General features: G+C 72.2%; 23 protein-coding genes. 14 read left to right on the top strand and 9 right to left on the bottom strand.

The annotated features are described in order from the left end of the window. Positions 1-3 precede the first annotated feature (3 nt). The 4 genes from C9J87_RS13305 (at position 4) to C9J87_RS13290 (ending at position 3,626) form a co-directional block, all read left to right on the top strand. Positions 4-684: an SRPBCC family protein gene (locus C9J87_RS13305; RefSeq protein WP_107705750.1), complete on the top strand. Its 681-nt coding sequence runs from the start codon at positions 4-6 to the stop codon at positions 682-684. A gap of 78 nt (positions 685-762) precedes the next feature. Next, positions 763-1,218, top strand: coding sequence for a hypothetical protein (locus tag C9J87_RS13300; RefSeq protein ID WP_107705749.1), 456 nt, complete (start codon positions 763-765; stop codon positions 1,216-1,218). Between the two features lie 28 nt (positions 1,219-1,246). Then, positions 1,247-3,007: a DUF2207 domain-containing protein gene (locus C9J87_RS13295; RefSeq protein WP_107705748.1), complete on the top strand. Its 1,761-nt coding sequence runs from the start codon at positions 1,247-1,249 to the stop codon at positions 3,005-3,007. A gap of 46 nt (positions 3,008-3,053) precedes the next feature. Beyond that, positions 3,054-3,626, top strand: coding sequence for a LemA family protein (locus tag C9J87_RS13290; RefSeq protein WP_010831671.1), 573 nt, complete (start codon positions 3,054-3,056; stop codon positions 3,624-3,626). 4 nt (positions 3,627-3,630) lie between these two features. Here C9J87_RS13290 and C9J87_RS13285 read toward each other — a convergent pair whose 3' ends face one another. Next, on the bottom strand, positions 3,631-4,254 hold the full coding sequence (locus C9J87_RS13285) for an alpha-ketoglutarate-dependent dioxygenase AlkB (protein ID WP_107705747.1): 624 nt from the start codon (positions 4,252-4,254) through the stop codon (positions 3,631-3,633). A gap of 100 nt (positions 4,255-4,354) precedes the next feature. Between C9J87_RS13285 and C9J87_RS13280 the strand changes: the two genes are divergently transcribed. From C9J87_RS13280 to C9J87_RS13270, 3 genes are all read left to right on the top strand, one after another. Beyond that, positions 4,355-5,137, top strand: coding sequence for an ABC transporter ATP-binding protein (locus tag C9J87_RS13280; RefSeq protein ID WP_107705746.1), 783 nt, complete (start codon positions 4,355-4,357; stop codon positions 5,135-5,137). Then, complete coding sequence (locus C9J87_RS13275; protein WP_107705745.1) at positions 5,137-7,671, top strand: ABC transporter permease; 2,535 nt, start codon at positions 5,137-5,139, stop codon at positions 7,669-7,671. Before C9J87_RS13280 ends, C9J87_RS13275 begins: the two co-directional genes overlap by 1 nt. An 83-nt stretch (positions 7,672-7,754) precedes the next feature. After that, positions 7,755-8,477 carry a GntR family transcriptional regulator gene (locus C9J87_RS13270; RefSeq protein WP_232820045.1) on the top strand — a complete coding sequence of 241 codons (723 nt, stop codon included), beginning with the start codon at positions 7,755-7,757 and terminating at the stop codon, positions 8,475-8,477. On the opposite strand, the gene C9J87_RS13265 is transcribed toward C9J87_RS13270, so the two are convergent. From C9J87_RS13265 to C9J87_RS13250, 4 genes are read right to left on the bottom strand one after another with little or no spacing between them, the layout of a single operon-like run. Beyond that, the gene (locus C9J87_RS13265) at positions 8,474-9,085 is read right to left on the bottom strand and encodes an HD domain-containing protein (RefSeq protein ID WP_232820044.1); all 612 of its coding nucleotides are present in this window, start codon (positions 9,083-9,085) and stop codon (positions 8,474-8,476) included. The genes C9J87_RS13270 and C9J87_RS13265 overlap by 4 nt on opposite strands. Next, positions 9,057-10,703, bottom strand: coding sequence for a DNA repair helicase XPB (locus C9J87_RS13260; RefSeq protein ID WP_010831677.1), 1,647 nt, complete (start codon positions 10,701-10,703; stop codon positions 9,057-9,059). The genes C9J87_RS13265 and C9J87_RS13260 overlap by 29 nt, the downstream gene beginning before the upstream one ends. Then, positions 10,700-11,224, bottom strand: coding sequence for a CGNR zinc finger domain-containing protein (locus tag C9J87_RS13255; protein WP_107705743.1), 525 nt, complete (start codon positions 11,222-11,224; stop codon positions 10,700-10,702). Before C9J87_RS13255 ends, C9J87_RS13260 begins: the two co-directional genes overlap by 4 nt. 9 nt (positions 11,225-11,233) lie before the next feature. Then, on the bottom strand, positions 11,234-13,519 hold the full coding sequence (locus C9J87_RS13250; protein ID WP_107705742.1) for a helicase C-terminal domain-containing protein: 2,286 nt from the start codon (positions 13,517-13,519) through the stop codon (positions 11,234-11,236). Between the two features lie 63 nt (positions 13,520-13,582). On the opposite strand from C9J87_RS13250, the gene C9J87_RS13245 reads away from it, so the two are divergent. The 3 genes from C9J87_RS13245 to C9J87_RS13235 are packed head-to-tail and all read left to right on the top strand — an operon-like array spanning position 13,583 to position 16,559. Then, a complete protein-coding gene (locus C9J87_RS13245) occupies positions 13,583-14,401 on the top strand; it encodes a PP2C family protein-serine/threonine phosphatase (RefSeq protein ID WP_107705741.1) in 819 nt (272 codons plus the stop codon). Further along, positions 14,398-15,465, top strand: coding sequence for an FHA domain-containing protein (locus C9J87_RS19690; RefSeq protein WP_157953196.1), 1,068 nt, complete (start codon positions 14,398-14,400; stop codon positions 15,463-15,465). The genes C9J87_RS13245 and C9J87_RS19690 overlap by 4 nt, the downstream gene beginning before the upstream one ends. Positions 15,466-15,482: 17 nt before the next feature. After that, on the top strand, positions 15,483-16,559 hold the full coding sequence (locus C9J87_RS13235; protein WP_107705740.1) for an RDD family protein: 1,077 nt from the start codon (positions 15,483-15,485) through the stop codon (positions 16,557-16,559). 5 nt (positions 16,560-16,564) lie between these two features. Here C9J87_RS13235 and C9J87_RS13230 read toward each other — a convergent pair whose 3' ends face one another. After that, a complete protein-coding gene (locus C9J87_RS13230; RefSeq protein WP_198652349.1) occupies positions 16,565-18,676 on the bottom strand; it encodes a S8 family serine peptidase in 2,112 nt (703 codons plus the stop codon). 119 nt (positions 18,677-18,795) lie between these two features. Here C9J87_RS13230 and C9J87_RS13225 point away from each other — a divergent pair, with 119 nt between their 5' ends. Then, positions 18,796-20,253, top strand: a complete 1,458-nt coding sequence (locus C9J87_RS13225; RefSeq protein ID WP_036490053.1) for an HAD hydrolase-like protein — start codon at positions 18,796-18,798, stop codon at positions 20,251-20,253. Between the two features lie 76 nt (positions 20,254-20,329). Next, on the top strand, positions 20,330-20,725 hold the full coding sequence (locus C9J87_RS13220; protein WP_036490054.1) for a cold-shock protein: 396 nt from the start codon (positions 20,330-20,332) through the stop codon (positions 20,723-20,725). A 9-nt stretch (positions 20,726-20,734) separates the two neighbouring features. On the opposite strand, the gene C9J87_RS13215 is transcribed toward C9J87_RS13220, so the two are convergent. Further along, positions 20,735-22,147, bottom strand: coding sequence for an MFS transporter (locus C9J87_RS13215; RefSeq protein WP_107705738.1), 1,413 nt, complete (start codon positions 22,145-22,147; stop codon positions 20,735-20,737). Between the two features lie 99 nt (positions 22,148-22,246). Between C9J87_RS13215 and C9J87_RS13210 the strand changes: the two genes are divergently transcribed. Next, complete coding sequence (locus tag C9J87_RS13210; RefSeq protein WP_036490055.1) at positions 22,247-23,023, top strand: DUF3027 domain-containing protein; 777 nt, start codon at positions 22,247-22,249, stop codon at positions 23,021-23,023. Here the strand turns inward: C9J87_RS13210 and C9J87_RS13205 are convergent. Both C9J87_RS13205 and C9J87_RS13200 read right to left on the bottom strand, forming a co-directional pair. Next, entirely contained in the window at positions 23,020-23,613 is a 594-nt protein-coding gene (locus C9J87_RS13205; RefSeq protein ID WP_198652348.1) for a class I SAM-dependent methyltransferase, read from the bottom strand. The genes C9J87_RS13210 and C9J87_RS13205 overlap by 4 nt on opposite strands. Continuing rightward, entirely contained in the window at positions 23,610-23,894 is a 285-nt protein-coding gene (locus tag C9J87_RS13200; RefSeq protein WP_232820043.1) for a DUF2530 domain-containing protein, read from the bottom strand. Before C9J87_RS13200 ends, C9J87_RS13205 begins: the two co-directional genes overlap by 4 nt. A gap of 39 nt (positions 23,895-23,933) precedes the next feature. On the opposite strand from C9J87_RS13200, the gene C9J87_RS13195 reads away from it, so the two are divergent. After that, complete coding sequence (locus C9J87_RS13195) at positions 23,934-25,394, top strand: NCS2 family permease (RefSeq protein ID WP_107705737.1); 1,461 nt, start codon at positions 23,934-23,936, stop codon at positions 25,392-25,394. Positions 25,395-25,414 lie beyond the last annotated feature (20 nt).

The raw sequence follows: 25,414 nt of genomic DNA, 5'->3' as shown, positions 1-25,414 counted from the left end.
CGCATGGAGCTGAGCCACCGCTTCACCGTGCCGACCGGCGTCGAGGAGACCTGGGCCCACTTCGAGGACATCGCCTCGGTCGCCGAGTGCTTCCCGGGCGCCCAGGTGACCTCGGCCGAGGGCGACACCTTCGCCGGCACGGTCAAGGTCAAGCTCGGCCCGATCGCGCTGGTCTACAGCGGCAGCGGCACCTTCGTGGAGAAGGACGAGTCGGCCAAGCGCTTCGTCGTGGACGCCAAGGGCAAGGACAAGCGCGGCAACGGCACGGCCGGCGCGCACGTCACGGTCACCATGACCGACGCCGGTGGTTCGACCGACGTCTCGGTCGACACCGACCTCGCGATCACCGGCAAGCCGGCCCAGTTCGGTCGCGGCGTCATGCAGGACGTCTCGGACAAGCTGCTCGGCCAGTTCGTCGACTGCCTGGAGGCACGGCTGACCGGTCCCGCTGAGTCCGCGGGCGCCGTACCGGGCGGTGCGCCAGCAACCGTTCCCGACGGCGAGACGGTTGCAGAGCCACCGCCCGGGACGACGCCTCCCCGTCCGACGCCGATCCGCCCGCCCGAGCCGGAGGCACTCGACCTCGGGAGCGCCGTGCTGCCGGTGCTGGCGAAGAGCTACTGGAAGCAGGCCCTCGGCGCACTCGCAGCCCTCGCCCTCGTGTGGCGACGCATCCGGCGCTGAGTGGAACTCGCCGGCGCCGCCGGGCGTCTGATCGGTTGTGGAACAGTTGGTTCCACACCCGATCGTGGAGGACCCACCATGTCTCGCTCGGCCACCGCCGCAACCCTCGTCGTGACCGCCGTGCTGCTCGCCGGCTGCGGAGGCGGCGAGGCGACGGACGCGAGCGACGGCACGACGCCGACCGATGCTCCGAACATCGAGCTCACCGTCCCCGCCGCCCAGACCGGGCGCTGCATGCCGCCCAACGTCGACAACCTGCGCGCCCAGGACGCGGCCTTCGAGGGCGTCGTCGACGAGGTGTCCGACGGAACCGCGACGCTCGACGTGACCGAGACCTTCAAGGGGCAGGACGCCGAGGTGGCCCACGTGTCCGCCCCCAGCCAGGACCTGCAGGACCTGCTGCTCGCCGTCGACTTCCGGGTGGGCGAGACCTACCTCGTCAGCAGCCTCGACGGACAGGTCTCCGTCTGCGGGCTGAGCGGGCCGAAGGACGACCTGCTCGCAGACCTCTACCAGCAGGCCTACACCAGCTGAGCCGGCTCTACCCCTAGGCTCCACGACCATGAAGCGACTGGTCGTCACGCTGCTCGCGCTCGGCCTGCTGGCCTTCGGCATCGTCACGCCCGCCCTCCTGTGGGACCGCGCCACCGCGCAGGCCACCTACGAGCCGACCAGCATCTCGTCCTACCTCGCCGACTTCACCCTGGAGGAGGACGGCGACCTCAAAGTGATCGAGACGATCACGGTGGAGTTCCCGCTGTACGGCGACCGCCACGGCATCTTCCGGTTCTGGGACCGCCACGACGCGAACGCGCCGCGACTGCGCCGGGAGCCGCAGGACGTGAGCGTGCTGCGCGACGGCCGCGAGGAGCCGTTCGTCCTGGAGAGCCGGGAGCGCGGGCGCTTCGACGTGGCGCGGATCGGGTCGGCGTACTCCACGGTCCAGGGGCCGCACACCTACCAGATCTCCTACGTCATCGAGGACGCGCTGCTGCCCGCCGGCGACGGGTCCCGCTTCTACTGGAACCTCGTCCCCGGTGGCTGGCTCCAGGACATCGCCAGCGCCCGGCTGCTCGTCCACCTGCCGGCCGCGGCCACCGGCGTGCTGTGCGCGCGCGGCACGGGCGAGACCGGTGGGTGCGAGGCGACGGGCGAGGGCACGCGCACGCTCCGCGTCGACGTCGCCGACCTGCCGGCGCAGACGCCGATCACCGTCTCGGCGGACCTGCCGATCGCGGCACCGACGCCGGACGACCAGCGGCTGTGGTCGCAGAAGTGGGACGCGGTCCTCGGCCCCCACATCCTGGGCGTGCTCTTCCTCCTCGGTGCCGGGCTCGCCTCCGCGCTCGTCGCGCTCCGTGCGGTTCGCAACGCGCACGAGCCGAAGCCGCCCTACCCGCTGCTCTACGCGCCGCCGCGAGGCGTCGGCCCTGCCCAGGGGCAGTACGTCCTGACCGAGCAGGTGCACGACACCGCCTTCGTCGCGACCCTGATGGAAGCGGCCGAGAAGGGTGCGATCGACCTGGACCGACGCGGCAACGGCTGGCAGATCCAGGGACGTGGTCTCGCCTCCACCACACCGCTCGACGCGGTGACGACGGCGACGACCACGAGCCTGGGCGTTGCGGGCGACGGGTCCTTCACCGCCGACCGCGACAGCATCGAGGCCGGCAAGGTGCTGCAGTCGGCCAAGGCCCAGTCGACGGCGAGCATCAAGGAGTGGGCCCGCAACGAGGGCCTGATGACCTCTGCCGGCCTCGGCAGCCTGGGCGGCGTCTCGGTGATCGCGGCGGCGGTGGTCACCGTCCTCGTCGTCGTCCTCAACCCGCTCGACATCTCCCTCCTCGCGCTCGTGCCCGGCGCGTACGCCGCCTGCGGACTGTGGCTGCTGGCACCCGGCTCGGGCACCAAGCGCACCGCAAGCGGCCGCGAGCTCTGGTCGCAGCTCGGTGGCTTCCACCGGGTGCTGTCCATGCCCTCGAGCCAGCTGCGCTTCGACTTCTCCGGGCGCAAGGAGCTCTACACCGCCTACCTCCCGTGGGCCGTCGCCTTCGGGGTCGCCGACCAGTGGGCCGACAAGTACCGCACCGAGATCGGCACGGAACCGCCCGCGCCCGCCTACTTCGCGACCGGCTACACCGGCACCCACACCGGCAACCACGTCAACCAGATGGTCAACGACTTCGACCGCACGGTCGACGGCGCCATCTCCTCCTACCAGGCCAGCCAGCGTCCGCAGTCCTCCGGCAGCGGCGGCGGCTTCTCCGGCGGCGGCTTCTCCGGCGGTGGCGGCGGAGGCGGCGGCGGTGGTGGCTCGTGGTGACGCTCTGCGCCAGACTCCTCATGTCCTCCAACGAAAGGCCAGCCCCATGTCCCTCGCCCTGATCCTCGTCGCAGTGGTCCTCGCGGTCGCCGTGGCGCTCGTCGCCTTCGTGATCGCCGGCTTCAACAAGCTGCGTCGCGCCGACATCGCCGCCCAGGAGGCCATCGGCGGCATCGACGTGCAGCTCACCCGTCGCGCGGAGCTCGTGCCCAACCTCGTCGAGACCGTCAAGGGCTATGCCGCCCACGAGAAGGGCGTGCTGGAGGAGGTCACCCGGGCCCGGGCCGGGGTGCAGGCCGCTGCTGACGGCAACGACGTCGCCGCCAAGGCCGCCGCCGATGCCGCCCTGACCAGTGCGCTGGTGAAGCTGAACGCCGTGGCCGAGGCCTACCCCGACCTGAAGGCCAACGCCAACTTCCTCGACCTCCAGCGCCAGCTCGCCGAGATCGAGAACCAGCTGGCCTTCGCCCGGCAGTACTACAACGACGCCGTGGCCACCCTCAACAACCTCACCCAGACGATCCCGTGGATGTTCTTCACCGGCATCGCGGGCGTCAGCAAGCGCGAGTTCTACGACGCTCCCGAGGCCCAGGAGGCCGCACCGCGCGTCGAGTTCTGAAACCTCAGAACACGTTCAGCGGCCGGAACTGCACGCTGATCCGCGGGCCGGCCGCGGCGACCTTGGGGATCGCGTGCTCCCAGGTGCGCTGGCACGAGCCACCCATCACGACGAGGTCGCCGTGGCCCAGCGTCACGCCGATGGAGTCGCCGCCGCCGCGGGGTCGCAGCGCGAGCTTGCGCGGGTCGCCGAGCGACACGATCGCGACCATCGTGTCCTGCGTCTTGCCGCGTCCGATGGTGTCGCCGTGCCACGCCACCGAGTCCCGGCCGTCGCGGTAGTAGCAGCAGCCGGCGCTCACGAAGCGCTCACCGAGCTCGGGGAGGTAGTGCGCGCTCAGGGCGTCGCGCGCGTCGTCGAGCGCCGGGTGGGGGAGCTCCTCGCCGAGGACGTAGGTGTGCACGAGGCGGGGTACGTCGACGATGCGGTCATACATCTGGCGGCGCTCCGCGCGCCACGGCACCTGCGCGACCATGGTGGCGAAGACGTCGTCGGCACCCGCCAGCCAGTTGCGCTGGACGTCGAGCCAGGCGCCGTGTGCCAGCGTGGTCCGCTCCGGGGACAGCGGCGCGACGACCTCGTGACCGGCGGGGGCGTCGGGGGCGAAGAGGGTCGACTGGAAGTCCACAGCGCGAGCCTAGATCGAACACGCGTTCGACACAACCCTGAGGGGCGGATCAGGGTCGATCCCGGTGGCGGTGCTTGGTCGCGTGCGGGAGTGTGGGCGCATGACGACGACTGACGGGGGAGCGGGCACGTCCGCGAGGGTGGCCGCGCGGGTGCGGGACCTGACGAAGACCTACGGCAAGGGCGATGCGATGGTGCGCGCGCTCGACGGCGTCAGCCTCGACCTGGTCGCCGGCGAGTTCACCGCGATCATGGGCCCCAGCGGGTCGGGCAAGTCGACGCTCATGCACTGCTGCGCGGCCCTCGACACCGCGACCTCGGGCGAGGTGTTCCTCGGGGATCGCGAGCTGGGCAGGCTCAAGGACAAGGAGCTGACCCGGCTGCGCCGTGACGAGATCGGCTTCGTCTTCCAGTCCTTCAACCTGGTCCCGACGCTCAGCGCCGAGGAGAACATCGTCCTCCCGCAGTCGATCGCCCGCCGCAAGCCCGACCGCGAGTGGTTCGACACCGTGATCGAGACCGTCGGCATCCGCGACCGCCTCTCCCACCGCCCCAACCAGCTCTCCGGTGGCCAGCAGCAGCGGGTCGCGATCGCCCGCGCGCTCGTCGGCCGGCCCACGATCGTCTTCGCCGACGAGCCGACCGGCAACCTCGACTCCCAGTCGGGGGCGGAGGTGCTCGACCTGCTCCGTCGCAGCGCGGCCGACCACGGGCAGACCATCGTGATGGTCACGCACGACCCGGTGGCGGCGTCCTACACCGACCGCGTCGTGTTCCTCGCCGACGGCCGGATCGTCGACGAGCTGCGCCGCCCCGACCGCGAGGGCGTGCTCGAGGTGATGGCGCGCATGTCCGCGCCGCTCGCGGCAGACGCGGAGCGCTGATGTTCCGCGCCGCCCTCAAGAGCCTGCTCGGGCGCAAGGTGCGCCTGCTGATGAGCACGTTCGCGATCGTCATCGGGGTCTCGTTCGTCGTCGGCACCCTCGTCTTCAGCGACACCCTCAGTCGCAGCTTCACCGCGCTGATGGCCTCCACGGTCGGCGACGTCGTCGTACGACCCGAGCACACCGATGCCGCGGCCGAGCCGACCACCCGCACCGTCGACTCCGGGCTCGTCGACGCGCTCGAGGGCGTCGAGGGTGCTGCCAGGGTCGACGGCAACGTCACATCGTTCGGCGTCTACGTCGTCGGCCAGGACGGCAAGCTGATCGGCGGCAGCGGCCCGCCCAGCATCGGTGGCAACTGGACCGAGGCGCCCGCGGGCCACGACCTCGAGGGCATGGACGTCATCGCCGGCCGCGCGCCCGAGAAGGCCGGCGAGGTGATGCTCGACTCGAACACCGCGGGCGAGGGCGGCTACGTCATCGGCCAGGAGGTCACCATCGTCACCGCCACCGACCGTGGCAGCCTGACCGCCGAGCTGGTCGGGGTCATCGGCTTCCCCGAGGGCGGCTCCCTCAACGGTGCGACCTTCACCGCCTTCGACACGCGTACGGCGCAGGACCTCTTCCTCGACGGGAGGGACGCGTTCAGCGACATCTGGGTGACGGCCGAGCCCGGCACCAGCCAGGAGGACCTCGCCGCCGCGGTGGGGGAGGTGCTGCCCGACGGGGTCGAGGCCGTCACCGGCGACGAGGCGGCCGACGAGGCGGCCAGCGCGATCCAGGAGGCGGTCGGGTTCCTGACGACCTTCCTGCTCATCTTCGCCGGCATCTCGCTGGTGGTCGGCGCGTTCCTGATCGTCAACACGTTCTCGATCCTGGTCGCCCAGCGCAGCCGCGAGCTCGCCCTGCTGCGCGCCCTCGGCGCCAGCAAGAAGCAGGTCACCCGCTCGGTGCTGCTCGAGGCCCTGGTCCTCGGCCTGCTGGGCTCGACGATCGGGCTGGGGCTCGGCGTCCTGCTGGCCATCGGCATCCGCACGCTGTTCGCGCAGTTCGGCCTCGACCTCTCCGGGCAGCCGCTGATCATGGCCCCGAGGACCGTGCTGGCTGCCTACGCCGTCGGCGTGGTCGTGACGATGGGCGCGGCGTTCTTCCCGGCCCGTCGCACCTCCAAGATCGCGCCCGTCCAGGCGATGCGCGACGACATCGCGATGCCCGAGTCCTCGCTGCGGCGCAGGATGCTGGTCGGGGTCGTGCTGATCGTCGGTGGTGGAGTTGCGCTGGCGGCCGGGCTCACCGAGTCCGTCCCGCGTCCGCTCTACTTCGTCGGCGGCGGCATCCTCGCGATCCTGCTCGGCGTCGCCTCCGCCAGCCCGGTGATCAGCCATCCGCTGCTGGCCGCCGCGGCCTGGACCTACTCCCGCCTCTTCGGGTCGATCGGAGCGCTGGCCGGGCAGAACTCGCTGCGCAACCCTCGCCGTACGACCGCGACGTCCTCGGCGCTGATGATCGGGCTGTCGCTGGCCTGCACGATGGCGATCGTGGGCGACTCGGCCAAGGCGAGCGTCGACAAGACCATCGAGGAGAACTTCGTCGGCGACTACGTCGTCAGCAGCCTCGTCGGGCAGAGCTTCTCGACGCAGGTGGGCCGGCAGATGGCCGAGGTGCCCGGGGTGGAGAGCGTGTGGGCGCAGCGGTTCGCGATCTCCCAGATGGGCGGGGAGGGGCAGGGCATCGGTGCGGCCGAGCCTGCGACCATGCGCGACGGCTTCGCCATCGACATGGTCGAGGGCGACCTCGCCGACCTCGTCGACGACACGGTCGTGGTGGACGAGTCCCATGCCGAGGAGGAGGGCTTGTCGCTCGGCGAGGACGTCACCGTCAGGCTCGCCGACGGCGAGCACGAGATGGAGGTCGTCGGGATCTATGCCGAGAACCCCATCCTGTTCTTCCCGATCGTCACGACACCTCAGACCCTGGTCGACGCCGGCCACCAGGACTCCGACAACTTCCTGATCATCGACACCGACGACCGCGCCGGCGTGCAGGCCGCCCTGGACGCCGTGGTGGAGAAGTCGCCGGTGGTCACGGTCAAGGACCAGCGGGGCTTCGCCGCCGAGCAGCGTGAGCCGATCGACCAGCTCGTGCTGATGATCTTCGCGCTGCTGGGGCTGGCGCTGCTGATCGCCGTCCTGGGCATCGTCAACACGCTCGCCCTGTCGATCATCGAGCGCACCCGAGAGGTCGGGCTGCTGCGGGCGATCGGGGTGAGCCGGGCGCAGCTGCGGCGGATGGTGACGCTGGAGTCCGTGGTGATCGCGGTGCTCGGGGCGGTGCTCGGTGTGGTGCTGGGCATCGGGTTCGGGATCGCGCTCATGCACTCGCTGCGGGAGGAGGGGCTGGAGGTGATCTCGGTGCCGGTCGGGCAGCTGGCGGTGTTCCTCGTGGTCTCCGTCGTGATCGGCGTCCTGGCCGCGCTGCTCCCCGCACGACGGGCCGCGAAGCTCGATGTCCTGCGCGCCATCGGTGCCGAATGATGTCACTGAACTGTGGATGTCCCTTTACTGTGCGCTTCGACAAAACCGGTGCGCGACCCGGACACCCGTCCTAGTCTCATGCGGTGGACACAGTGGACGTGAGGCTCGCCGAGAGCGGGCTCAAGCACGTCCAGGTCCGCGAATACGTCCGGTCACTGGTGGCCGAGGCCACTCCCGGTTCCGCCGCTCCCTCCGAGCGCGAGCTGGTCGCACGGTTCGGGGTCGCCCGGATGACGGTCCGCCAGGCGCTCGACGTGCTGGTCACCGAGGGGCTCCTCGAGCGGGTGCCCGGTCGCGGCACCTTCGTCGCGCACCCGCGTCGCCGGGTGGGTCGGCTGTCGTCGTACACCGAGGACATGAAGGTGCGCGGGCTGCTGCCGGAGTCGCAGACGCTGTTGGCCCGTCGCGAGCAGGCCGGTCCCGGCGTGGCCCGGGCCCTCGACATCTCACCGGGCGATGCCGTCATCCACTGGAAGCGGCTGCGGCGCGCGGACCAGCAGGTGGTGTGCATCGAGGACGCCTACCTCAACGAGGTCCTGCTGCCGGGCTTCCTGCAGAGCGGGATGCCCACCAGTCTCTACGACGCCCTCGACGAGCGTGGCCTGCGCCCGACGTGGGCCGAGGACGCGATCTCCGCCGACGGCGCCACCGCCGACGAGGCGGCGTTGCTGGAGCTCCAGCCCGGTGCGCCGGTGCTCCACCTCTCCCGCCGCGCGCTGTGCGGCGACAAGGTCGTCAACGTCTCCCGGACCGCCTTCCGGCCCGACCGCTTCACGATGTTCGTCCAGCTCGGCGACCTGGTCTAGGTCTGCGGCCAGGCGCCGGTCAGCCGCTCGATCTCCGCGAGCACGTTGGCTCGCGCCCGGTCCTCCCACAGGTCCCGGCCCTGCGGGGTGCGGAAGAGCGACGGACCGGCCAGCAGGTCGGTCAGCACGGCCGCCCGCCCGGCCCGGAAGTCGGCGTCCGGGACGTGCGCATACTCGATGCGTACGTCGCTCGCGTAGCGCTCGTAGCGGTCCGGGTCGGCCGCGAGGATCGCGAGGTCGGCATCGCTCAGGGCCGCGGCGTTGAGGTCGTCGGGGAAGGCCTGGTGGTGCTCGGTCATCCGCACCAGCCGGGCGACCTCCGCCGCCGGTGGGTCAGGCAGGGAGGCCGACGCGAGCAGCGCGGAGCGCTCCTCCGCCCCGGGCTGCCCGTCGTAGACCGCGTCGTGGAACCACGCCGCGAGCACGACCGGCACCTTGTCGAACGCGGCGCCCGCCCGGTCGAGGTCCTCGAGCCGGTCGAGGACCTCGACCAGGTGTCGCAGGTCGTGGTAGCCCGGGCGGTCCCACGCGACCAGCAGGTCGTCGCGGACGTCGAGGATCGTCCGCAGCGGCCAGCGCTCAGCGAGTGGTGTCGAGGTCGGCGGCATCGATGATCCGGTAGGCGTAGCCCTGCTCCGCGAGGAACCGCTGCCGGTTCTGGGCGAAGTCGGCGTCGACGGTGTCGCGCGAGACGACGGTGTAGAAGTGGGCGGACTTGCCCTCGCCCTTCGGTCGCAGCAGCCGGCCGAGGCGCTGCGCCTCTTCCTGGCGGGAGCCGAAGGATCCGCTGACCTGGATCGCCACCTCTGCCGACGGCAGGTCGATGGAGAAGTTGGCGACCTTGGAGACCACGAGCAGGGGTTCCTCGCCGGAGCGGAAGGCGTCGAAGAGCCGCTGCCGCTCCTTGACGGGGGTCTCGCCCTTGATCACGGGCGCCCCGAGCAGCTCCGCGAGCTCGTCGAGCTGGTCGAGGTACTGGCCGATCACGAGAGTCGGCTGGCCCTCGTGCTGGTCCACCAGTCGCCGTACGACATCGATCTTGGCGTGCGTGCAGGACGCCAGCCGGTAGCGCTCCTCCGGCTCGGCGACGGCGTAGGCGAGGCGCTGCCCCTCGGGCAGGGTGACCCGGACCTCGACGCAGTCGGCGGGCGCGATCCAGCCCTGCGCCTCGATGTCCTTCCACGGGGCGTCGTAGCGCTTGGGGCCGATCAGCGAGAAGACCTCGCCCTCGCGACCGTCCTCGCGCACGAGCGTCGCGGTCAGGCCGATCCGGCGGCGGGCCTGAAGGTTGGCGGTCATCCGGAAGATCGGCGCCGGCAGCAGGTGCACCTCGTCGTAGACGATGAGGCCCCAGTCGCGGGCGTCGAGCAGCTCGAGGTGCGTGTAGACGCCCTTGCGGCGGGTGGTGAGCACCTGGTACGTCGCGATGGTGACCGGTCGGACCTCCTTGACGGATCCGGAGTACTCCCCGATCTCGTCGGCGGTCAGGGACGTGCGCTTGACCAGCTCGTCCTTCCACTGCCGGGCGCTGACGGTGTTGGTGACGAGGATCAGTGTGGTCGCCTGGGCCTGGGCCATCGCGGCCGCGCCGACGATGGTCTTGCCGGCGCCACAGGGCAGGACGACGACGCCGGAGCCACCGTGCCAGAACGACTCGGCCGCCTCCTGCTGGTACTTCCTGAGCTCCCAGCCGTCCTGGTCGAGCGCGATCGGGTGGGCCTCGCCGTCGACGTAGCCGGCGAAGTCCTCCGCCGGCCAGCCGAGCTTGAGCAGCGCCTGCTTGAGGTTGCCGCGCTCACTGGAGTGCACGACGACCGAGTCGTCGTCGATGCGGTTGCCGAGCATGCCCGCGATCTTCTTGGCGCGCAGCACCTCCTCGAGCACGGGGCGATCAGTGCTGCTGAGGACGAGGCCGTGGGTCGGGTGCTTCTCCAGCCGCAATCGGCCGTAGCGGCCCATCGTCTCGGCGATGTCGACGAGCAGCGCGTGGGGCACGGCGTAGCGGCTGAACGACAGCAGCGCGTCGACCACCTGCTCGGCGTCGTGGCCCGCGGCGCGCGCGTTCCACAGCCCCAGCGGTGTCAGCCGATAGGTGTGGATGTGCTCCGGAGAGCGCTCGAGCTCGGCGAAGGGCGCAATGGCCTTGCGAGCGTCGCTCGCGCGCGGGTGGTCGATCTCCAGCAGCAGCGTCTTGTCGCTCTGGACGATCAGGGGTCCGTCATTCACGAGGCGGCAGCCTTCTGTCGCGCGCGGTACGCCGCAACGTTGGCCCGCGAGGAACACCGCTCCGAGCAGTAACGGCGGGACTGGTTGGGGGAGGTGTCGACGAAGACGTGATCGCACTTCACGGCCTGGCAGATCCCGAGGCGGGTCGCGCCGAGGTCACAGACGAGGTTGGCCAAGCCCATCAGCGACTCGCTGATCAGCAGCTCGGAGACCGACGCGGCACGGTTGGCGACGTGCATGTGCAGGTCGTCCGGGTCGTGGTCGCTGATCATCGGCGTCACGGGGTGCTCGATCAGCAGCGCGTTGATGGTGGACACGACGGAGCCGACGTCACCGCGGTCGGAGGCCTCGAAGACCGGCCGCAGTGCCGACTGGAAGCCGTGCAGCGCGGTCACGTCGTCCTCGACCACCGTCGGGTGCAGCCACTCACGCCGGGAGAGGTGGTCCAGCAGCGCGTCGACGTCGGGCAGGTCGGCGTTGAGGAGCGCCGCCGCCGACTCGGCGTACCGGATGAAGTCCACCTGACCACCTTACGGTTGCGGTGCGGACAGCGGCGTGACGGTCGTGATGCGGTGTACGGCGAAGAGTCGCTCGTCGTCGCTGCGGTGGTCGTGCGCCATCAGCTGGCCACCCTCGAGCCGCAGCGGGTCGACTACGCGGTCGGAGCTGGCGCCGTGGTTGTCGACGTAGCCGATCACGACGGTCTCGCGGCTCTCGATCGCCTCGCGCAGCGCTGCGAGCGCACTGGACGGGGTGGTGGCGATCGTGGGTGACGTCGGCCGGCTCGCCGTCGCGCGGTCGCCGCTGCGGATGGCGGTGACGACGGAGGCGACGGTGGCCTGGGCGCGGGCCTGCGCGGCGCCGCGCGTGCGCGAGGAGCGCGGTCGGCGAGCACGCAGCAGGTCGCGGCGCGCGACGCGCACGGTCCCGTCGGGTGCCTCCACGACGGGTGCGGCGCCGAGCCCGCGCAGCCTCGGGAGGAGCACGTCGACGGGCACGCTCGAGATCAGCACCGTCGGCGCGATCCGGCGCAGCCCGAGGGTGCTGGCCTTCGGGTGGTGCAGCAGCTCGGTCAGCGCGGCCTCGTCGTCGGCGCGCAGGAACGCCTCGGCGTGCCCGACCCGGACCGTGCCGAAGGTCCGCGCCACGTCGTCGACGAGGTAGGTCAGCGGTTGGGGGATCGGGGTGCGCGACACCGACCCGACGAACTCGTGCACCTCGAGCGCCGACCAGCCGGCGTCGAAGGCGCGCCGCACCGAGCCGTTGGTGAACCGGTAGACGGTCGCGCCGCCGCGGGACTCGACGTCGGCGAGGAGGTGGAGCGTGCGGGCGAGCTCGGTCTCCAGCGGTCCTGGGGCGACCGCGGTCAGGTCGGCCTGCAGGAGGACGTGGTCGACGGGGTGCGGCAGGTGCGGGGTGATCGCCGCCAGCGCCGCGTCGTGGTCGTGGGCGAGGACGGCCCGGCCGGCCGTCGAGAGTCCGCCGGCCCCGACCAGCCCGAGGAGACCGGCCTCGTGGACGGCTGCCGCGACGAGGTCGCGGTGCACCGAGGGACGCCGCGGCCGCAGCCACGCCACCCGCTCGACGAGCGAGGGCACGCCCGTGCCGGTCGCCAGGACGAGTCCCGGCGCGAGGTCGGCCAGCTGGGCCAGCGCGAGGGCGCGTGCCTCGGGGGCCATCACGCTCGACAGGTCGGGAGCCAGCGCGTTCCACGTCTTGCCGCCGGGGTCCTTGGCGCCGATCAGGCTCGGCAGCCGGGTGGTGTCGAGCCAGGCCAGCGCCAGCGTCGCCCACCGCTCGGCGGTCGAGCCAGCGGCCCAGGTGTCGAAGGCGTCGGTCGGTAGCCAGACCTCGCTGCCGTCCGGGTCGGCGGCGGAAGTGAGCAGCCCGGCCGCCGACGCGACCTCGATGAGCAGCCCGGCCTCGGGCTCGCTGACCTGCAGCTCGGAGGCGGTCGCCTTCAGGTCGCGCACGGCGAGGCCGCCGCTGCGCAAGGTCGCCGGAGGCTCCAGGCCCCAGTGGTCGAGGAGCAGCTCCGTTCGCCGTACGACGTCGAAGGCGGCACCGCCGGCGGTCCGGTCGACCAGGGCGGGGTCGCGCTCGCTGGTCGCCAGCTCGGGCACCTCGTCACGGGGCGACGTCGTCGTGTAACCGCCGCGCAGCGCGATCCCGACCTCCCCGGGGAGGACCAGCACGCCCCCGTCGCGGGGGATGAGCAGCCGGTGGGCGATGAGCTCCTCGACCGGGGTCGCGGCGTCGGCGGCAGACACGGTGCGCCGGGCGTTGCCCGTGGTGCCCTCGCCGCCGTTGGCGAGCACGTGCTCGAGCAGGGCGCGGGCACGCGGACTGATCGCCTCCAGCCGCGCCGCCACCACCTCGGGGGTCCCGGGCTCGGCGGACATCGGCCGCAGGCCGCTGACGCCCGCGGACTCGTCGCCCCGCAGCGCCTCGCCGACACCGCTCAGCGGACGCAGCCCTCCGGGCGACTCCCAGACGAGGGCGAGGTCGACCAGTCGCTCGGTCGCGGCCTCCGTGGCGGCAGGATCGGCGTGAACGATCCGGAGAAGTTCGGATTGGGTGGTTTGGTTGGCAACCACGAGGGCATCAAGCACGGAGAGCTCGAGCCGGCTGAGGTTGTCGAGCGCCCTGAGGACGGACGAGCGAGTTGCGGCGCGAGACGCGAGCTGCGCGGAATCATGAGGTGCAGGAGTGGCGAGATCCGGACGCATCCGCAACAGCGCCGCCAGCCGCTCATCGGGCCATCGGCGCAATTGGTCTGCCAGCGTCCGCGGGGGCGCCTGCTCCTGGGTAGACATCCCTTCTACGCTACTCGCCGAGCCCTTGCCGCGGCTCATCGTCGACGAGCGTGAGGGCTGGGCATGAAGCCGGTTGATCTGCACCACGGGTCCGCCTCCGAGGTCGGGCACGTGCGCAAGATCAACGAGGACTCCTTCCTCGTCGCGCCGCCGGTGTTCGTGGTGGCCGACGGGATGGGCGGACACTCGGGCGGCGACGTCGCCAGCCGGATCGTGGTCGAGGAGTTCGCCCGCCTCGCCGAGGAGGGCTACGACCCGCAGCGCGGTGCCGAGGTCGTCGCCGAGACGCTCTCGCGCGCACAGGTCCGGATCCTGCAGTACGCCGAGGCGCAGCGCGGCACGCACCCGCGCTGGCACGCCGGCACGACCTGTGTCGCGGCCGTCCTCGTCGAGGACCAGCAGCACACGCTGTGGATGCTGGTGAACCTCGGCGACTCCCGGATCTACCGCTTCAACGACGGCACGCTCGACCAGGTCAGCGTCGACCACTCGGTGGTCCAGGAGCTGATCGAGGCGGGGGAGATCACCCCCGAGGAGGCGGCCGTCCACCCCGAGCGCCACGTCATCACCCGGGCGCTCGGCAGCCCCGAGGGCGTGGCCCCCGACTTCTTCCTGCTGCCGCTCGCGGCGGCCGAACGACTCCTCCTGTGCAGCGACGGCATCAGCGGCATGATCGAGGACGCGGTGATCGAGGACATCCTCGAGCGCATCCACGACCCACGCGATGCCGCCGACGCACTGGTGCAGGCCGCCCTCGACGCCGGGGGCCGCGACAACGCGACGGCCGTCGTCGTGGATGTGGTGGGATTGGTGCACGACGATTCCTACGACTCCGAGCGCCAGCTCGCGAGTCTCGAAGACAAGCTGGGGGCCCGACCGTGACCGAGGACGCCGCACGCACGAGGACTTTCGCCGCCGGTGACTGGTATGCCGTCGTGGGTGAGCAGGTCACGGCCCTGATCCCCGCCGACGCCCGTGCGCGAGTGGCCGGCCTGTGGGACCTCGCCGACAGTGGTGCCACCTTCGAGGCGGTGCTCGACGGTCTCGTGGCCGGCGGCCTGAGCGGTCTGTCCGGCTTCGCCCTCGTCGGCCACGGCGACCGCACCCGCGTGCTGGTCCGCGGCGACGTCACGGCCACCTTCCACACTCCCAGCGGCGAGGTCGCCGTCGCGCACGAAACCGACCTGCTGTGGACCGAGCGCACGCTCGACGGCGTCACCGGGGGGCGCATCAGCGTCGGCGCCACGAGCGAGCAGTCCGACCTCGCACTGGTCGCCGGTGTCGCGCGCGCCTCCGCGGTGCAGTTCGGCGAGGCCGGCGCCGCGAGCGCGCCCGTTGAGCCGACGCAGCCCGAGCCGGAACCGACGCCCGAGCCCGAGCCGGAACCGACGCCCGAGCTGACGCCCGAGCCCGAGGAGCCCGCGCAGGCGCCCCTCACCTTCGGTGCCCCCAGCGGCGACGACCCCACCCCGACCGGCGAGCAGCCGGCCGTCGACCATGACGGCCAGACGACGATCGGCACCCCGGTCCAGGAGTTCGAGCGGCCCCAGATCGGGATCCCCGGTCAGGAGGTGGCGCCGGCGGTCGTCGCTCGCCCCGTCGCCAAGCTGGTCTTCTCCACCGGCGACGTCGTCGACGTCGACCGCGTCATCCTGGTCGGACGGGCGCCGGAGGCTCGCCGCTTCGCATCCAGCGACCAGCCGCACCTCGTGACGGTGCCCAGCCCCCACCACGAGATCTCCTCGACCCACCTCGAGATCCGCCCCGGTGCGGGCGCCGACCACGGCATGGCCGTGGTCACCGACATGGGCTCGACCAACGGCACCGTGCTGGTGCAGCCCGGCCTGCCGCCCGAGGACCTCCAGGCCGGCATCGCCGTCTCCCTCATCCCGGGCGCGATCCTCGACCTCGGTGACGGGGTCACCATCCAGACGACCAACGCGTGAATGCAGCAGGACCGACGATGACCGAGCACCGGGCAGCCGAGATGTATCCGATCGCCGAGCTCGAGCGACGGTTCCATGCCTTCTTCATCGACCGGCTGATCGGCTGGGTCGTGGTGGGTGCGGCGGGTCTCGGCACGTGGGTGCTCGCCGACGACGGGTGGACGGCGGTGGGAGCGGGCGCCGTGGTGATGGCCCTCATGTGGGTCGCCGGCGCCGTCGTCCTCGGTGTCAGCGGCAACACGCCGGGCAAGGCGATGGTCGGCCTCCGGGTGGTCCACCACGGAACCGGCACCCCCATCGGTGTCGGTCGTGCCCTGCTGCGATCCCTCGTCCTCGCGGTCGCGTCCGTCCCGACGTTCGCCCTGGGCCTGGCGACGCTGGCCTGGACGGCCGTCGAGGACCGGGGCCGGCAGCGCCGCGGCTGGCACGACCACCTCGCGCACTCCGTCGTCGTGGACGTGCGCCCGGTCGATCCCTTCGTCGAGGAGGTGGACGAGGGCCCGCGCCACGTGGTCAACCTGACTGCCATGCGGTTGATCCCGGCCCCGCCGGTCGAGCCGCCGGCGCCCCCGCGCCGGGTCAACCCGGAGCTCTCCACGCGCCGCACGGCACTCCCGCCCCAGGTCCTGGCGCCCCAGGTCCCGGTGCAGCAGCCGCCGGCTCCGCCCGCTCCGCCTGCCCGACGCCCGCCCGCCCAGCGCCCGCCGGGCGACGACGGCCGCACGGCCGTCCGGACGATCCCGGGCGTCGCACCGGCCGGCCCGCGCTGGCGGGTCACCTTCGACAACGGCGAGTCCTTCGTGGTGGAGGGCCTTGCGCTGGTCGGACGGCGTCCCGAGCCGCGCTCGGGTGAACAGGTCCACCACCTCGTGCCGCTCACCTCGGCCGACATGTCGGTCTCCAAGACCCATGCCCAGTTCGGGCCGGCCCCCGACGGCGTGCTCGTCGTGATGGACCGTGGCTCGACCAACGGGTCGGTGCTCATGCGCCAGGGCGTGTCCCGGCCGTTGACGGCCGGCAAGCCCGCCACCCTCGTCGACGGTGACGTCGTCTCGTTCGGCGACCGCCAGATGTCGGTGCGCCGCGAGGCCTGAGTGCCCTAGCGGGTGATCGCGACCGGGAGGCGCGTCTCGGAGCCGCGGGCGCCGCGCCACACGATCCAGCCGTCGTCGAGCCTGGTCGGTCCGCTCGGACCAGTGACGGTGATGCGCACCGTGGCCGTCTCGCCCGGGGCGAGGCGCAGCGCGACCGGCGTCGTCCGGACGCTGTGCCCGGCGAACCCCTGGACCTGCGCGGAGAAGTACTCGGCGCGCGAGCCGAGGTTGGTGACGCGCCGAACGGCCGTGCCGCCGCGGCGGATGACGAGGGAGGAGACGTTGAGGTCACGCCACGACGTGCCGTCGAGGGCCCGCCGGTAGTCGCCGGAGCGGACGTCGAGGGCGAGCCCGGCCCGGCGCAGTGACCCCACCTGTCCGGCCCCCTGCTTCAGGGTCGGGGCGCCGGCGAGCGGTCGGGCAGTCGTGGTCAGCACGGAGCGGACGACCGGAGCCGACCAGTCGTGCTCGGAGCGCAGCAGGGCGGCGAGGCCGCTGGCGCGCGCGGTCGCGGCGGACGTGCCGGAGAACAGCGCCCACGAGCCGGGTACGGCGCCGAGCACCCCCTCACCGACGGCGACGATGTCGGGCTTGAGCAGCGTGGATCGGGAGTCACCGGAGGCTGACCAACCGGCGGCCCGAGCAGCGGCACGCTCGGGGGCGACGCCGGCGAGGCGCACCACCGTGCGGTCGTGCCGGCGGACCCAGCGGGTGAGCCGCTGGCCGTCGCCCTGGGTCAGCTGGACCGTCGGGACACTGTGGAAGTCGTCGATCACGCCGCCGGGGCGGTCGTTGACCAGCACCATCGCGACGCCGTCGGCCAGTGCGACGGCCTCGGACTTGTCGACGCGGCCGATGCCGCCGCGCACGCACAGGACGGCACGGTCGGCGACCTGGCGGGCGTCGAGCGAACCGGGCCGGCACTGCCGTGCGTCGCGGCGACGCGCACCTGCGGCTACCGCGTCGGCGCCGAGCACCAGACGCACCGGGCCGACGGCGCGGCGAGAGCGGCTGGCTCCGGTGAGGCGGGGGCCGCGCACGACCGAGACCTGGCCGCGCAGCGTGCTGCCGCGGGTGGCGCCGACCGTGGTGACCCACGGGGAGGTGTGGCCGGCGAACGCCGAGCGCCCGGCGTTGCCGGCGGCACCGATGACGACGACGTCGGCCTCGGCAGCACCCAGCAGCGCCCGCTCGACGGTGTCGATCGAGGAGGGGCCGGCCACGGCGATGTTGAGGACGTCGACGCCGTCGGCGGTGGCGCGGTCGATCGCGGAGACGACGTCGGCGGTCGCGCACCCGTCGTCAGCAGGGTCGGGCGCTGCCCAGCACGCCTTGTAGGGCGCGATCCGGGCGCGGGGAGCCACGCCGCCGAAGTTGCCCATGGTGCGGCCGTTCAGCCGGACCGAGACGTCGGAGTTGCCGGCCGCGACGGAGGCGACCTGGGTGCCGTGGCCGATGACATCGAGCGCCGACAGGCTCTCCGACGAGCGGATGCGGTCGGCGCCGAAGCCGGCCACCCACCACCCGGCACCGACGACCTTGCGGTTGCACGACGAGGAGGACCATCCCTCGCCGGTCGTGCACTCCCCGGCATAGCTGGGCAGGTCGGCGCCCAGGCCCGGGACGTCGGTGAACAGCGGTGAGTCGGGCGCGAGGCCGGAGTCGACGAAGCCGATCACCACGCCCGAGCCGGCTCGACCGCTGACGCGCTCAGCCTGCGCGGACACGGCACCGGTCGAGGTGATCCGGCCGGCCATGGGCAGCACGGAGTTGGCCTCCACGGTCGCGACCTCGTCGTGGGCCTCGAGGGCCGTGACCTGTTCGGGCGTCAGCCGGGCGGCGAAGCCGTTGAGGGCCGTCGTCCAGCGGTAGGTCGTCTCGGGGGAGTCGATGCTCGCGAGCACGGCGTCCTGGCGGGCCGTCAGGACGGCGGCGTCGGCCGTCGAGGCGGAGGTGCCCGGCCCGGTCAACGTCACGAGCTGCAGGCTCGGGACCTCGCCCTCGCTCGCGAGGGAGGGCACGGACGTCATGGTGGCGGCGACGGTCACGGCCGCGACGAGGCCCGGCAACAGCACACGGGCTGCGCGGGCAACGGCACTCGGTGCGGTCGGTGTCACGTGGGTCCTTGCGTCGTTCGTGCAGGTCAGAGCACGCCATTGTGGCGCGGAACCCTCCATGGTGTCAGCCGGATGGTGGGGAATCAAAGCCTCGTGCACAGGGGATCTACGCTGGCTGCATGTCGTCTCGCGCCCCTTCACTCGTGGTGGGCTTCGACCTGGACATGACCCTGATCGACACCGTGCCCGGGTTCGCAGCCACGCTGGTCGCGCTGGGTCACGAGCTCGACGTCGAGTTCCCCGTCGTCGAGCTCACCCAGAACCTCGGCCCGCCGCTCGACCTCATCCTCACCCCGCACCTCGCGGCGGAGGCGATCGAGCCCGCCATCACCCGCTTCCGCGAGCTCTACGTCGACCACTCGATCCTCCCGGTGCCCGCCCTGGCCGGCGCCCACGAAGCCCTGGCAGCGGTCCGCCGCCACGGCGGCCGGGTCGTGGTCGTGACGGGCAAGTTCGCTCCCAATGCGCAGCGCCACGTCGACCACCTCGGGTTCGACATCGACCACCTCGAGGGGACGGTCTGGGGCGTCGGCAAGGCCGACGTGCTCCGCCAGGAGGGCGCGTCCGTCTACGTCGGTGACCACGTCCACGACGTCGAGGGCGCCCTGGCCGCGGGCGTCATCAGCGTCTCGGTGCTCACCGGCGGCAGCACCCGCGAGGCGCTGCTCGCGGCCGGCACCCACGTCGTCCTCGACAGCCTCGACGAGTTCCCCGCCTGGCTCGACGAGCACGTCCTCGACCTGCGGCTGGCCGCGCTCGAGGAGCGCCTGCGCGAGCTCGGCTCCGTGCTGGTCGCCTTCAGCGGGGGAGCGGACAGTGCCTTGCTGCTCGCCGCCGCCGCCCGGACCCTGGGGCCCGACAACGTCGTGGCCGGCACCGGCTACTCCGACTCGCTGCCTGCCGTCGAGCGCGACCCGGCCCGCGACTTCGCGACCTCACTGGGCGTCGAGCTGCTCACCCCCCGCACCCACGAGATGGACCGCGAGGGCTACCGCGCCAACGACGGCGAGCGATGCTACTTCTGCAAGGCCGAGCTGATCGAGACCCTCGGGCCCCTCGCCGCTGGGCGCGGCATCGCCCACGTCGCCACCGGCACCAACGCCGATGACGCGGTCGCCGGCTTCCGCCCGGGCATCCGCGCCGCGGCCGAGCGCGGGGCCGTGACGCCGCTCCTCGACGCGGGCCTGACCAAGGACGACGTCCGCCGCGCCTCACGCCGCTGGGGCCTCCCGACCTGGGACAAGCCCGCCGCCGCCTGCCTGTCCTCGCGCGTCGCCTATGGCATCGAGGTCACGCCCCACCGCCTCGCCCGGGTCGAGCGCGCCGAGGCGGGCGTCCGGTCCGCGCTGGCCGCGGCCGGCCTCGAGGCCCGCGACCTGCGCGTGCGGGACCTGGGTGAGCGGGCCTCGCTCGAGGTCGACGCGACGCTCGTCGCCGGCCCCCTCACCGACGATGCCGTACGCCGCACGGTGCTCGACGCCGTACACGCCGCCGGCTTCGATGCCGCCGAGCTCGACCCCCGTGGCTTCCGCTCGGGCTCGCTCAACGAGGCCCTGCGCCAATCGGTTGGCGAGTGATCGGCACGTCCGCCTAGGCTTTGCCCGCAATCGCGACCACCGTCGCGGTGATCGTTTGAGTAGAAGAGGTCAGACCGTGCCCAGTGGCAAGGTGAAGTGGTTCGACGCCGACAAGGGATTCGGGTTCCTGTCCCAGGACAGCGGCCCGGACGTCTACCTGCACGCCGACGCGCTGCCCGAGGGCATGACCACGATCAAGAACGGCACCCGTGTCGAGTTCGGCATCGCCCAGGGTCGACGCGGCGACCAGGCCCTCCAGGTCCGGGTCGTCGACGAGCCGGCATCGGTGAGCCGCAACAAGCGCACCTCGCAGCGCAAGGACCCCGAGCTGATGGTCACCATCGTCGAGGACATCATCCGGCTGCTGGACGGTGTCGGTGAGACCTACCGCCACGGCCGCGCGCCCGAGGCCAAGACCGCCAAGCCGACCGCGAAGCTGCTGCGCGCGCTGGCCGACGAGCTCGAGCTCTGACCCGACGGCTCAGGCGCCACCGGGCGACGTGCCCATCCGGCTCGGGCGGCTGACGAACACGAAGATCGCCCACGCCGCCAGCACGGCGCACGCGATGCCGAGCCCGAGTCGCGGCATCAGCGGCATCGCGATGCCGACGAAGCCGCCGACCACCCACGCCAGCTGCAGCGTGGTGTCGGAGCGCGCGAAGGCGCTGGCCTGAATGCGCTCGGGGACGTCGCGCTGGATGGTCGAGTCGAGCGAGAGCTTGGCCAGCGACTGCGCGAGCCCGGCCGTGAGGCCGAGGGCGACCAGCGGGACCAGGCCGTAGAACAGCGCCGCCACCAGCACGACCACCGCGTCGGCGACCAGCGCCAGCACCACGGTCAGCGCCGGGTCGATGCGCTTGAGCAGTGACCCGAGGGTGATGCCGAGCGTGTTGCCCAGGCCGGCCGCGCCGATGACGAGCCCCAGCAGCACCTCGGGCTTCCAGTCGCCGATCGGGTTGTCGCGCAGCAGGAAGGCCATGAACATCGTCAAGAAGCCCGAGAGCCACCGCGGGCCGCAGTTGGCCCGCAGGGCGAAGGCGACGGCCACCGGGATGCGGGTCCGCGGGCGCTTGCCCGGCGTCTCGGGTCGGCGGTCCCGCGCCGCCGGCATGAGGACCAGGGTCCCCTCACCGACGCTGGAGTCGACCCGCGACGGCAGCCGGATCGCCCACACGGTGGCGATCACGAAGACGACGAAGGCGTAGCGCAGCGACCACTCCGAGCCGGCGGTGGCGGCGAGGACGGCGATCGGGGCCGAGACGGCGGCCCCCACGATCCCCGCCAGCGAGACCCGCGCGTTGGCCTTGACCAGCGTCAGGGTCGGCGGGACGAGGCGGGGTACGGCGGCGGCCCGCGTCACGCCGTACGCCTTGGACGCCACCAGGACACCGAGAGCGGCGGGGAACAACCAGCGTGAGTCCGTCGCGACGGCCGTCGCCAGCACCCAGCACAGGAAGGCGCGGATCGCCATCGTGGAGCCGATGGCCCAGCGGCGGCCGTGGCTGAAGCGGTCCAGGAACGGCCCGATCAGGGGCGCGACGATCGCGAAGGGCAGCATCGTCAGGGCGAGGAAGAGCGCGACCTGGCCGCGCGCCTCGCCGGTCGGGACCTGGAAGAAGAGCGTGCCGGCGAGCGAGATCGCGACGGCCGCGTCGCCCGCCGCGTTGAAGGCGTGCAGCCCGATCAGTCGCGAGAGGCCGGACTCGCCGGCGCCCTCGGCCCGGGCCGCGCGCCGCGCCTGCTGGACGGTGTATCTCCCCGCGCGCCCGGAGACGCGGGTGGCGCCGGCGACGCCGCGACCGACACCCCGACCGGCTGCGCGGACACCCCGGCCCGCTCCGGCGAGCCGACCCGATGCGGTGGCGTCGGACGGCGGCTCGTGCTCGGAGGTCATGGGCCAATCCTGCCGTGTGGGTGGGCCCGGGACGTGCAGCAGGCGTCCGGATGGCAGGGCGAACTGACAGACCGGCCCGACGTTTGCGATGATGCGCGGGTGATTGACCTCGACGAGACCTCGCCCGACGCCATCTTGGCCGCGGCCGTCGAGGACGCGCGAGCCGTCCTTCTCGACCAAGCGGACCCCTCCGACGTCGGAGACCACCTCGACGTCCACCGCGAGGACGACCTCGTGGTGACCCACACGTTCGTCTGCAAGCGAGCCGGCTACCTCGGCTGGCACTGGTCGGTGACGCTGACCCGCGACGCCGACTCCAGCAAGCCCACGCTCAACGAGGCCGTGCTGCTGCCCGGTGCCGAGGCGATCGTCGCGCCGTCCTGGGTTCCCTACAAGGAGCGCCTCCAGCCGGGCGACCTCTCCCCGGGCGACCTGCTGCCCGTCGAGGACGAGGACGTGCGCCTGGTCCCCACCTACTCCTTCGGCGACGACCCGCTCGATGCCGACGCCAAGGCCCAGGTCCGCCAGGTCGCCAAGGACCTCGGCCTCGGCCGCGTCCGCACCCTGTCCGTCGAGGGCCGCGACCTGGCTGCCGAGCGCTGGTACGCCGGCGACGGCGGTCCCGAGTCGCTGCTGGCCAAGAGCGCGCCCGACACCTGCTGGTCGTGCGGCTTCCTGGTCCGGCTCGCCGGTCCGCTCTCCGACACGTTCGGCGTCTGCGCCAACGGCAACGCCAACGACGACGGCAAGGTCGTGACCTTCAACCACGGCTGCGGCGCCCACTCCGAGGTCAAGCTCGCCCGCAAGCAGCAGCCCGTCCCGGTGCCCGACCACGTCTTCGACACGCTCACCGACGACGAGTTCGTCTCGCTCTAGTCGGCGCTCAGCACCCACACGGCGTAGTCGTCGTTGGGTGCGTGCAGCTCATAGCTGCCGAACCGCCAGTCCACGGTGAGCCCGGCGGCCGACACGTCGGCGACGAACTCGTCAGCCGGGTAGGTCCGGCTGCCGCTCTTGATCCCGGTCAGGTGGAAGCCCGCCAGGATCCGACCGCCCGGCGCCAGCAGCGAGCGCAGGTGCGCGAGCACGGCGCGCTCGGTGCCCTCGCCGAGGTAGATGAACACGTTGCCCACCACGACGATCAGGTCGAAGGGCTCGAGTGCCGGGATCGCGAGGGCCTCGTGGGGCAGCACCGGCACATCGGCGTACGCCGCCTGCGACTGTGCGCGCAGGGCGGCATCGGGCTCCGTCGCGACCACGTCGTGGCCGCGGGCGGTCAGCGCCGCGGCGATCCGGCCCATCCCTGAGCCGACGTCGAGGATCCGGGCGTGACGAGCGACGAGTGCGTCGGCCAGGCGCGCCTCACCCGCGACGTCGGCACCCTCGCGCACCAGGGCGTCGAAGTGCAGGCCGTAGAAGCGGTTGTCCTCGCCGGCGAGCTCCCACCGGGTCGGGGGCAGGGTCACGGGTCGACCAGCTCGGCGCGGGCCTTGCGTCGACGGCGGCAGTACTCGAGGCCGAAGAGGCCGAGACCGAAGCCGGCCAGGCACGTCCACAGCCACCAGGTGCGCCCGCTGTCCTGCAGGGCGCCGTAGAACGGCAGCAGGGCGATGAACGCCACCAGCCACACGCCGACCCCGACCTCGACCGTGCGCACACCGTCGACGTCGAGCGGCTCGACGTCGGCCACGATGTAGGTGCGGTTGCCGATCTCGTGCTGCGTCGTCTGGTCGTCCCTCAGCTCCACACCGCCACGTTACCCCGAGGGTCTGCCAGACTCAGCCGCGTGACGGACAAGACCAGCACCAAGACCCCCACGACCACAGGCGGCCTCGACGGCTTCTTCCGGATCAGCGAGCGGGGCTCGACCGTCCCGCGCGAGATCCGCGGCGGCGTCGTGACGTTCCTGACGATGGCCTACATCATCGTGCTGAACCCGATCATCCTGCTCGCCGGCAAGGACATCAACGGCGACTCGATCGGCACCTTCGCCCAGGTCGCCGCCGCCACGGCGCTGGCCGCAGGCGTGCTGACGATCCTGATGGGGGTCGTGGCCAACTACCCGCTCGCCCTCGCGACCGGGCTCGGGCTCAACGCCTTCGTCACCTTCTCCGTCGCCAGCCAGATGACCTGGTCCGACGCGATGGGCCTGGTCGTGATCGAGGGCCTGATCATCCTGCTGCTGGTGCTCACCGGCTTCCGCGAAGCGGTCTTCCACGCCGTGCCCGCCCAGCTCAAGATCGCCATCTCCGTGGGCATCGGCCTGTTCATCGCCCTGATCGGCCTCGTCGACGCCGGGTTCGTCCGCCGCACCGGTGTCGGTCCCGTCCCCGTCGAGCTCGGCGTCGCCGGCCAGCTCGCCGGGTGGCCGGTCCTCGTGTTCGTGATCGGGCTGGTCCTGGTCGTCGCGCTCTACGTCCGTCAGGTCAAGGGCGCCATCCTGATCTCCATCGCGATCACCACCGTGATCGCGATCATCGTCGAGAAGGTGGCGAAGGTCGGCCCGACCTTCACCGACGACGGCGGGGTCAACCCCACCGGCTGGAACCTCAACGTTCCCGCGCTGCCGGACAAGGTCCTCGACGTCCCCGACTTCGCCCTCCTCGGCAACTTCAACCTGCTCGGCTCGTGGGAGAACGCCGGTGTCGTCACCGTCGTGCTGCTCGTCTTCACGCTGCTGCTCGCCGACTTCTTCGACACCATGGGCACGATGACCGCGATCGGCGCCGAGGCCGGGCTCCTCGACGAGGACGGCAACCCGCCGAACACCAAGCGGATCCTGATCGTGGACTCGATCGCCGCGGCGGCGGGTGGTGCTGTGAGCGTCTCCAGCAACACGTCGTACATCGAGAGCGCCACCGGCGTCGGCGAGGGCGCGCGCACCGGTCTCGCCTCGGTCGTCACCGGCGTGCTGTTCCTGCTGGCCACGGCGTTCGCCCCGCTGGTCGAGATCGTGCCCAACGAGGCGGCCGTCCCCGCGCTCGTGCTCGTCGGTTTCCTGATGATGCAGCAGGTCCGCGGCATCGACTGGGACGACCTCGAGATCGCGATCCCGGCCTTCTTGACCATCGTCCTGATGCCGTTCACCTACTCCATCTCCGCGGGCATCGGCGCCGGCTTCCTGGCCTTCGTCCTGATCAAGCTCGTGCGCGGCAAGGCCCGCGAGGTGCACCCGCTGATGTGGATCGTGGCCGCGATGTTCGTCCTCTACTTCGCGATCAGCCCGATCTCCTCCTGGGTCGGCTGAGACCCCGGCACGGCCCGGCG

It is taken from the genome of Nocardioides allogilvus (genome assembly GCF_003047285.1).
GTDB classification, from domain to species: Bacteria; Actinomycetota; Actinomycetes; order Propionibacteriales; family Nocardioidaceae; genus Nocardioides; species Nocardioides allogilvus.
This window is presented reverse-complemented; position numbering and strand designations above follow the sequence as displayed.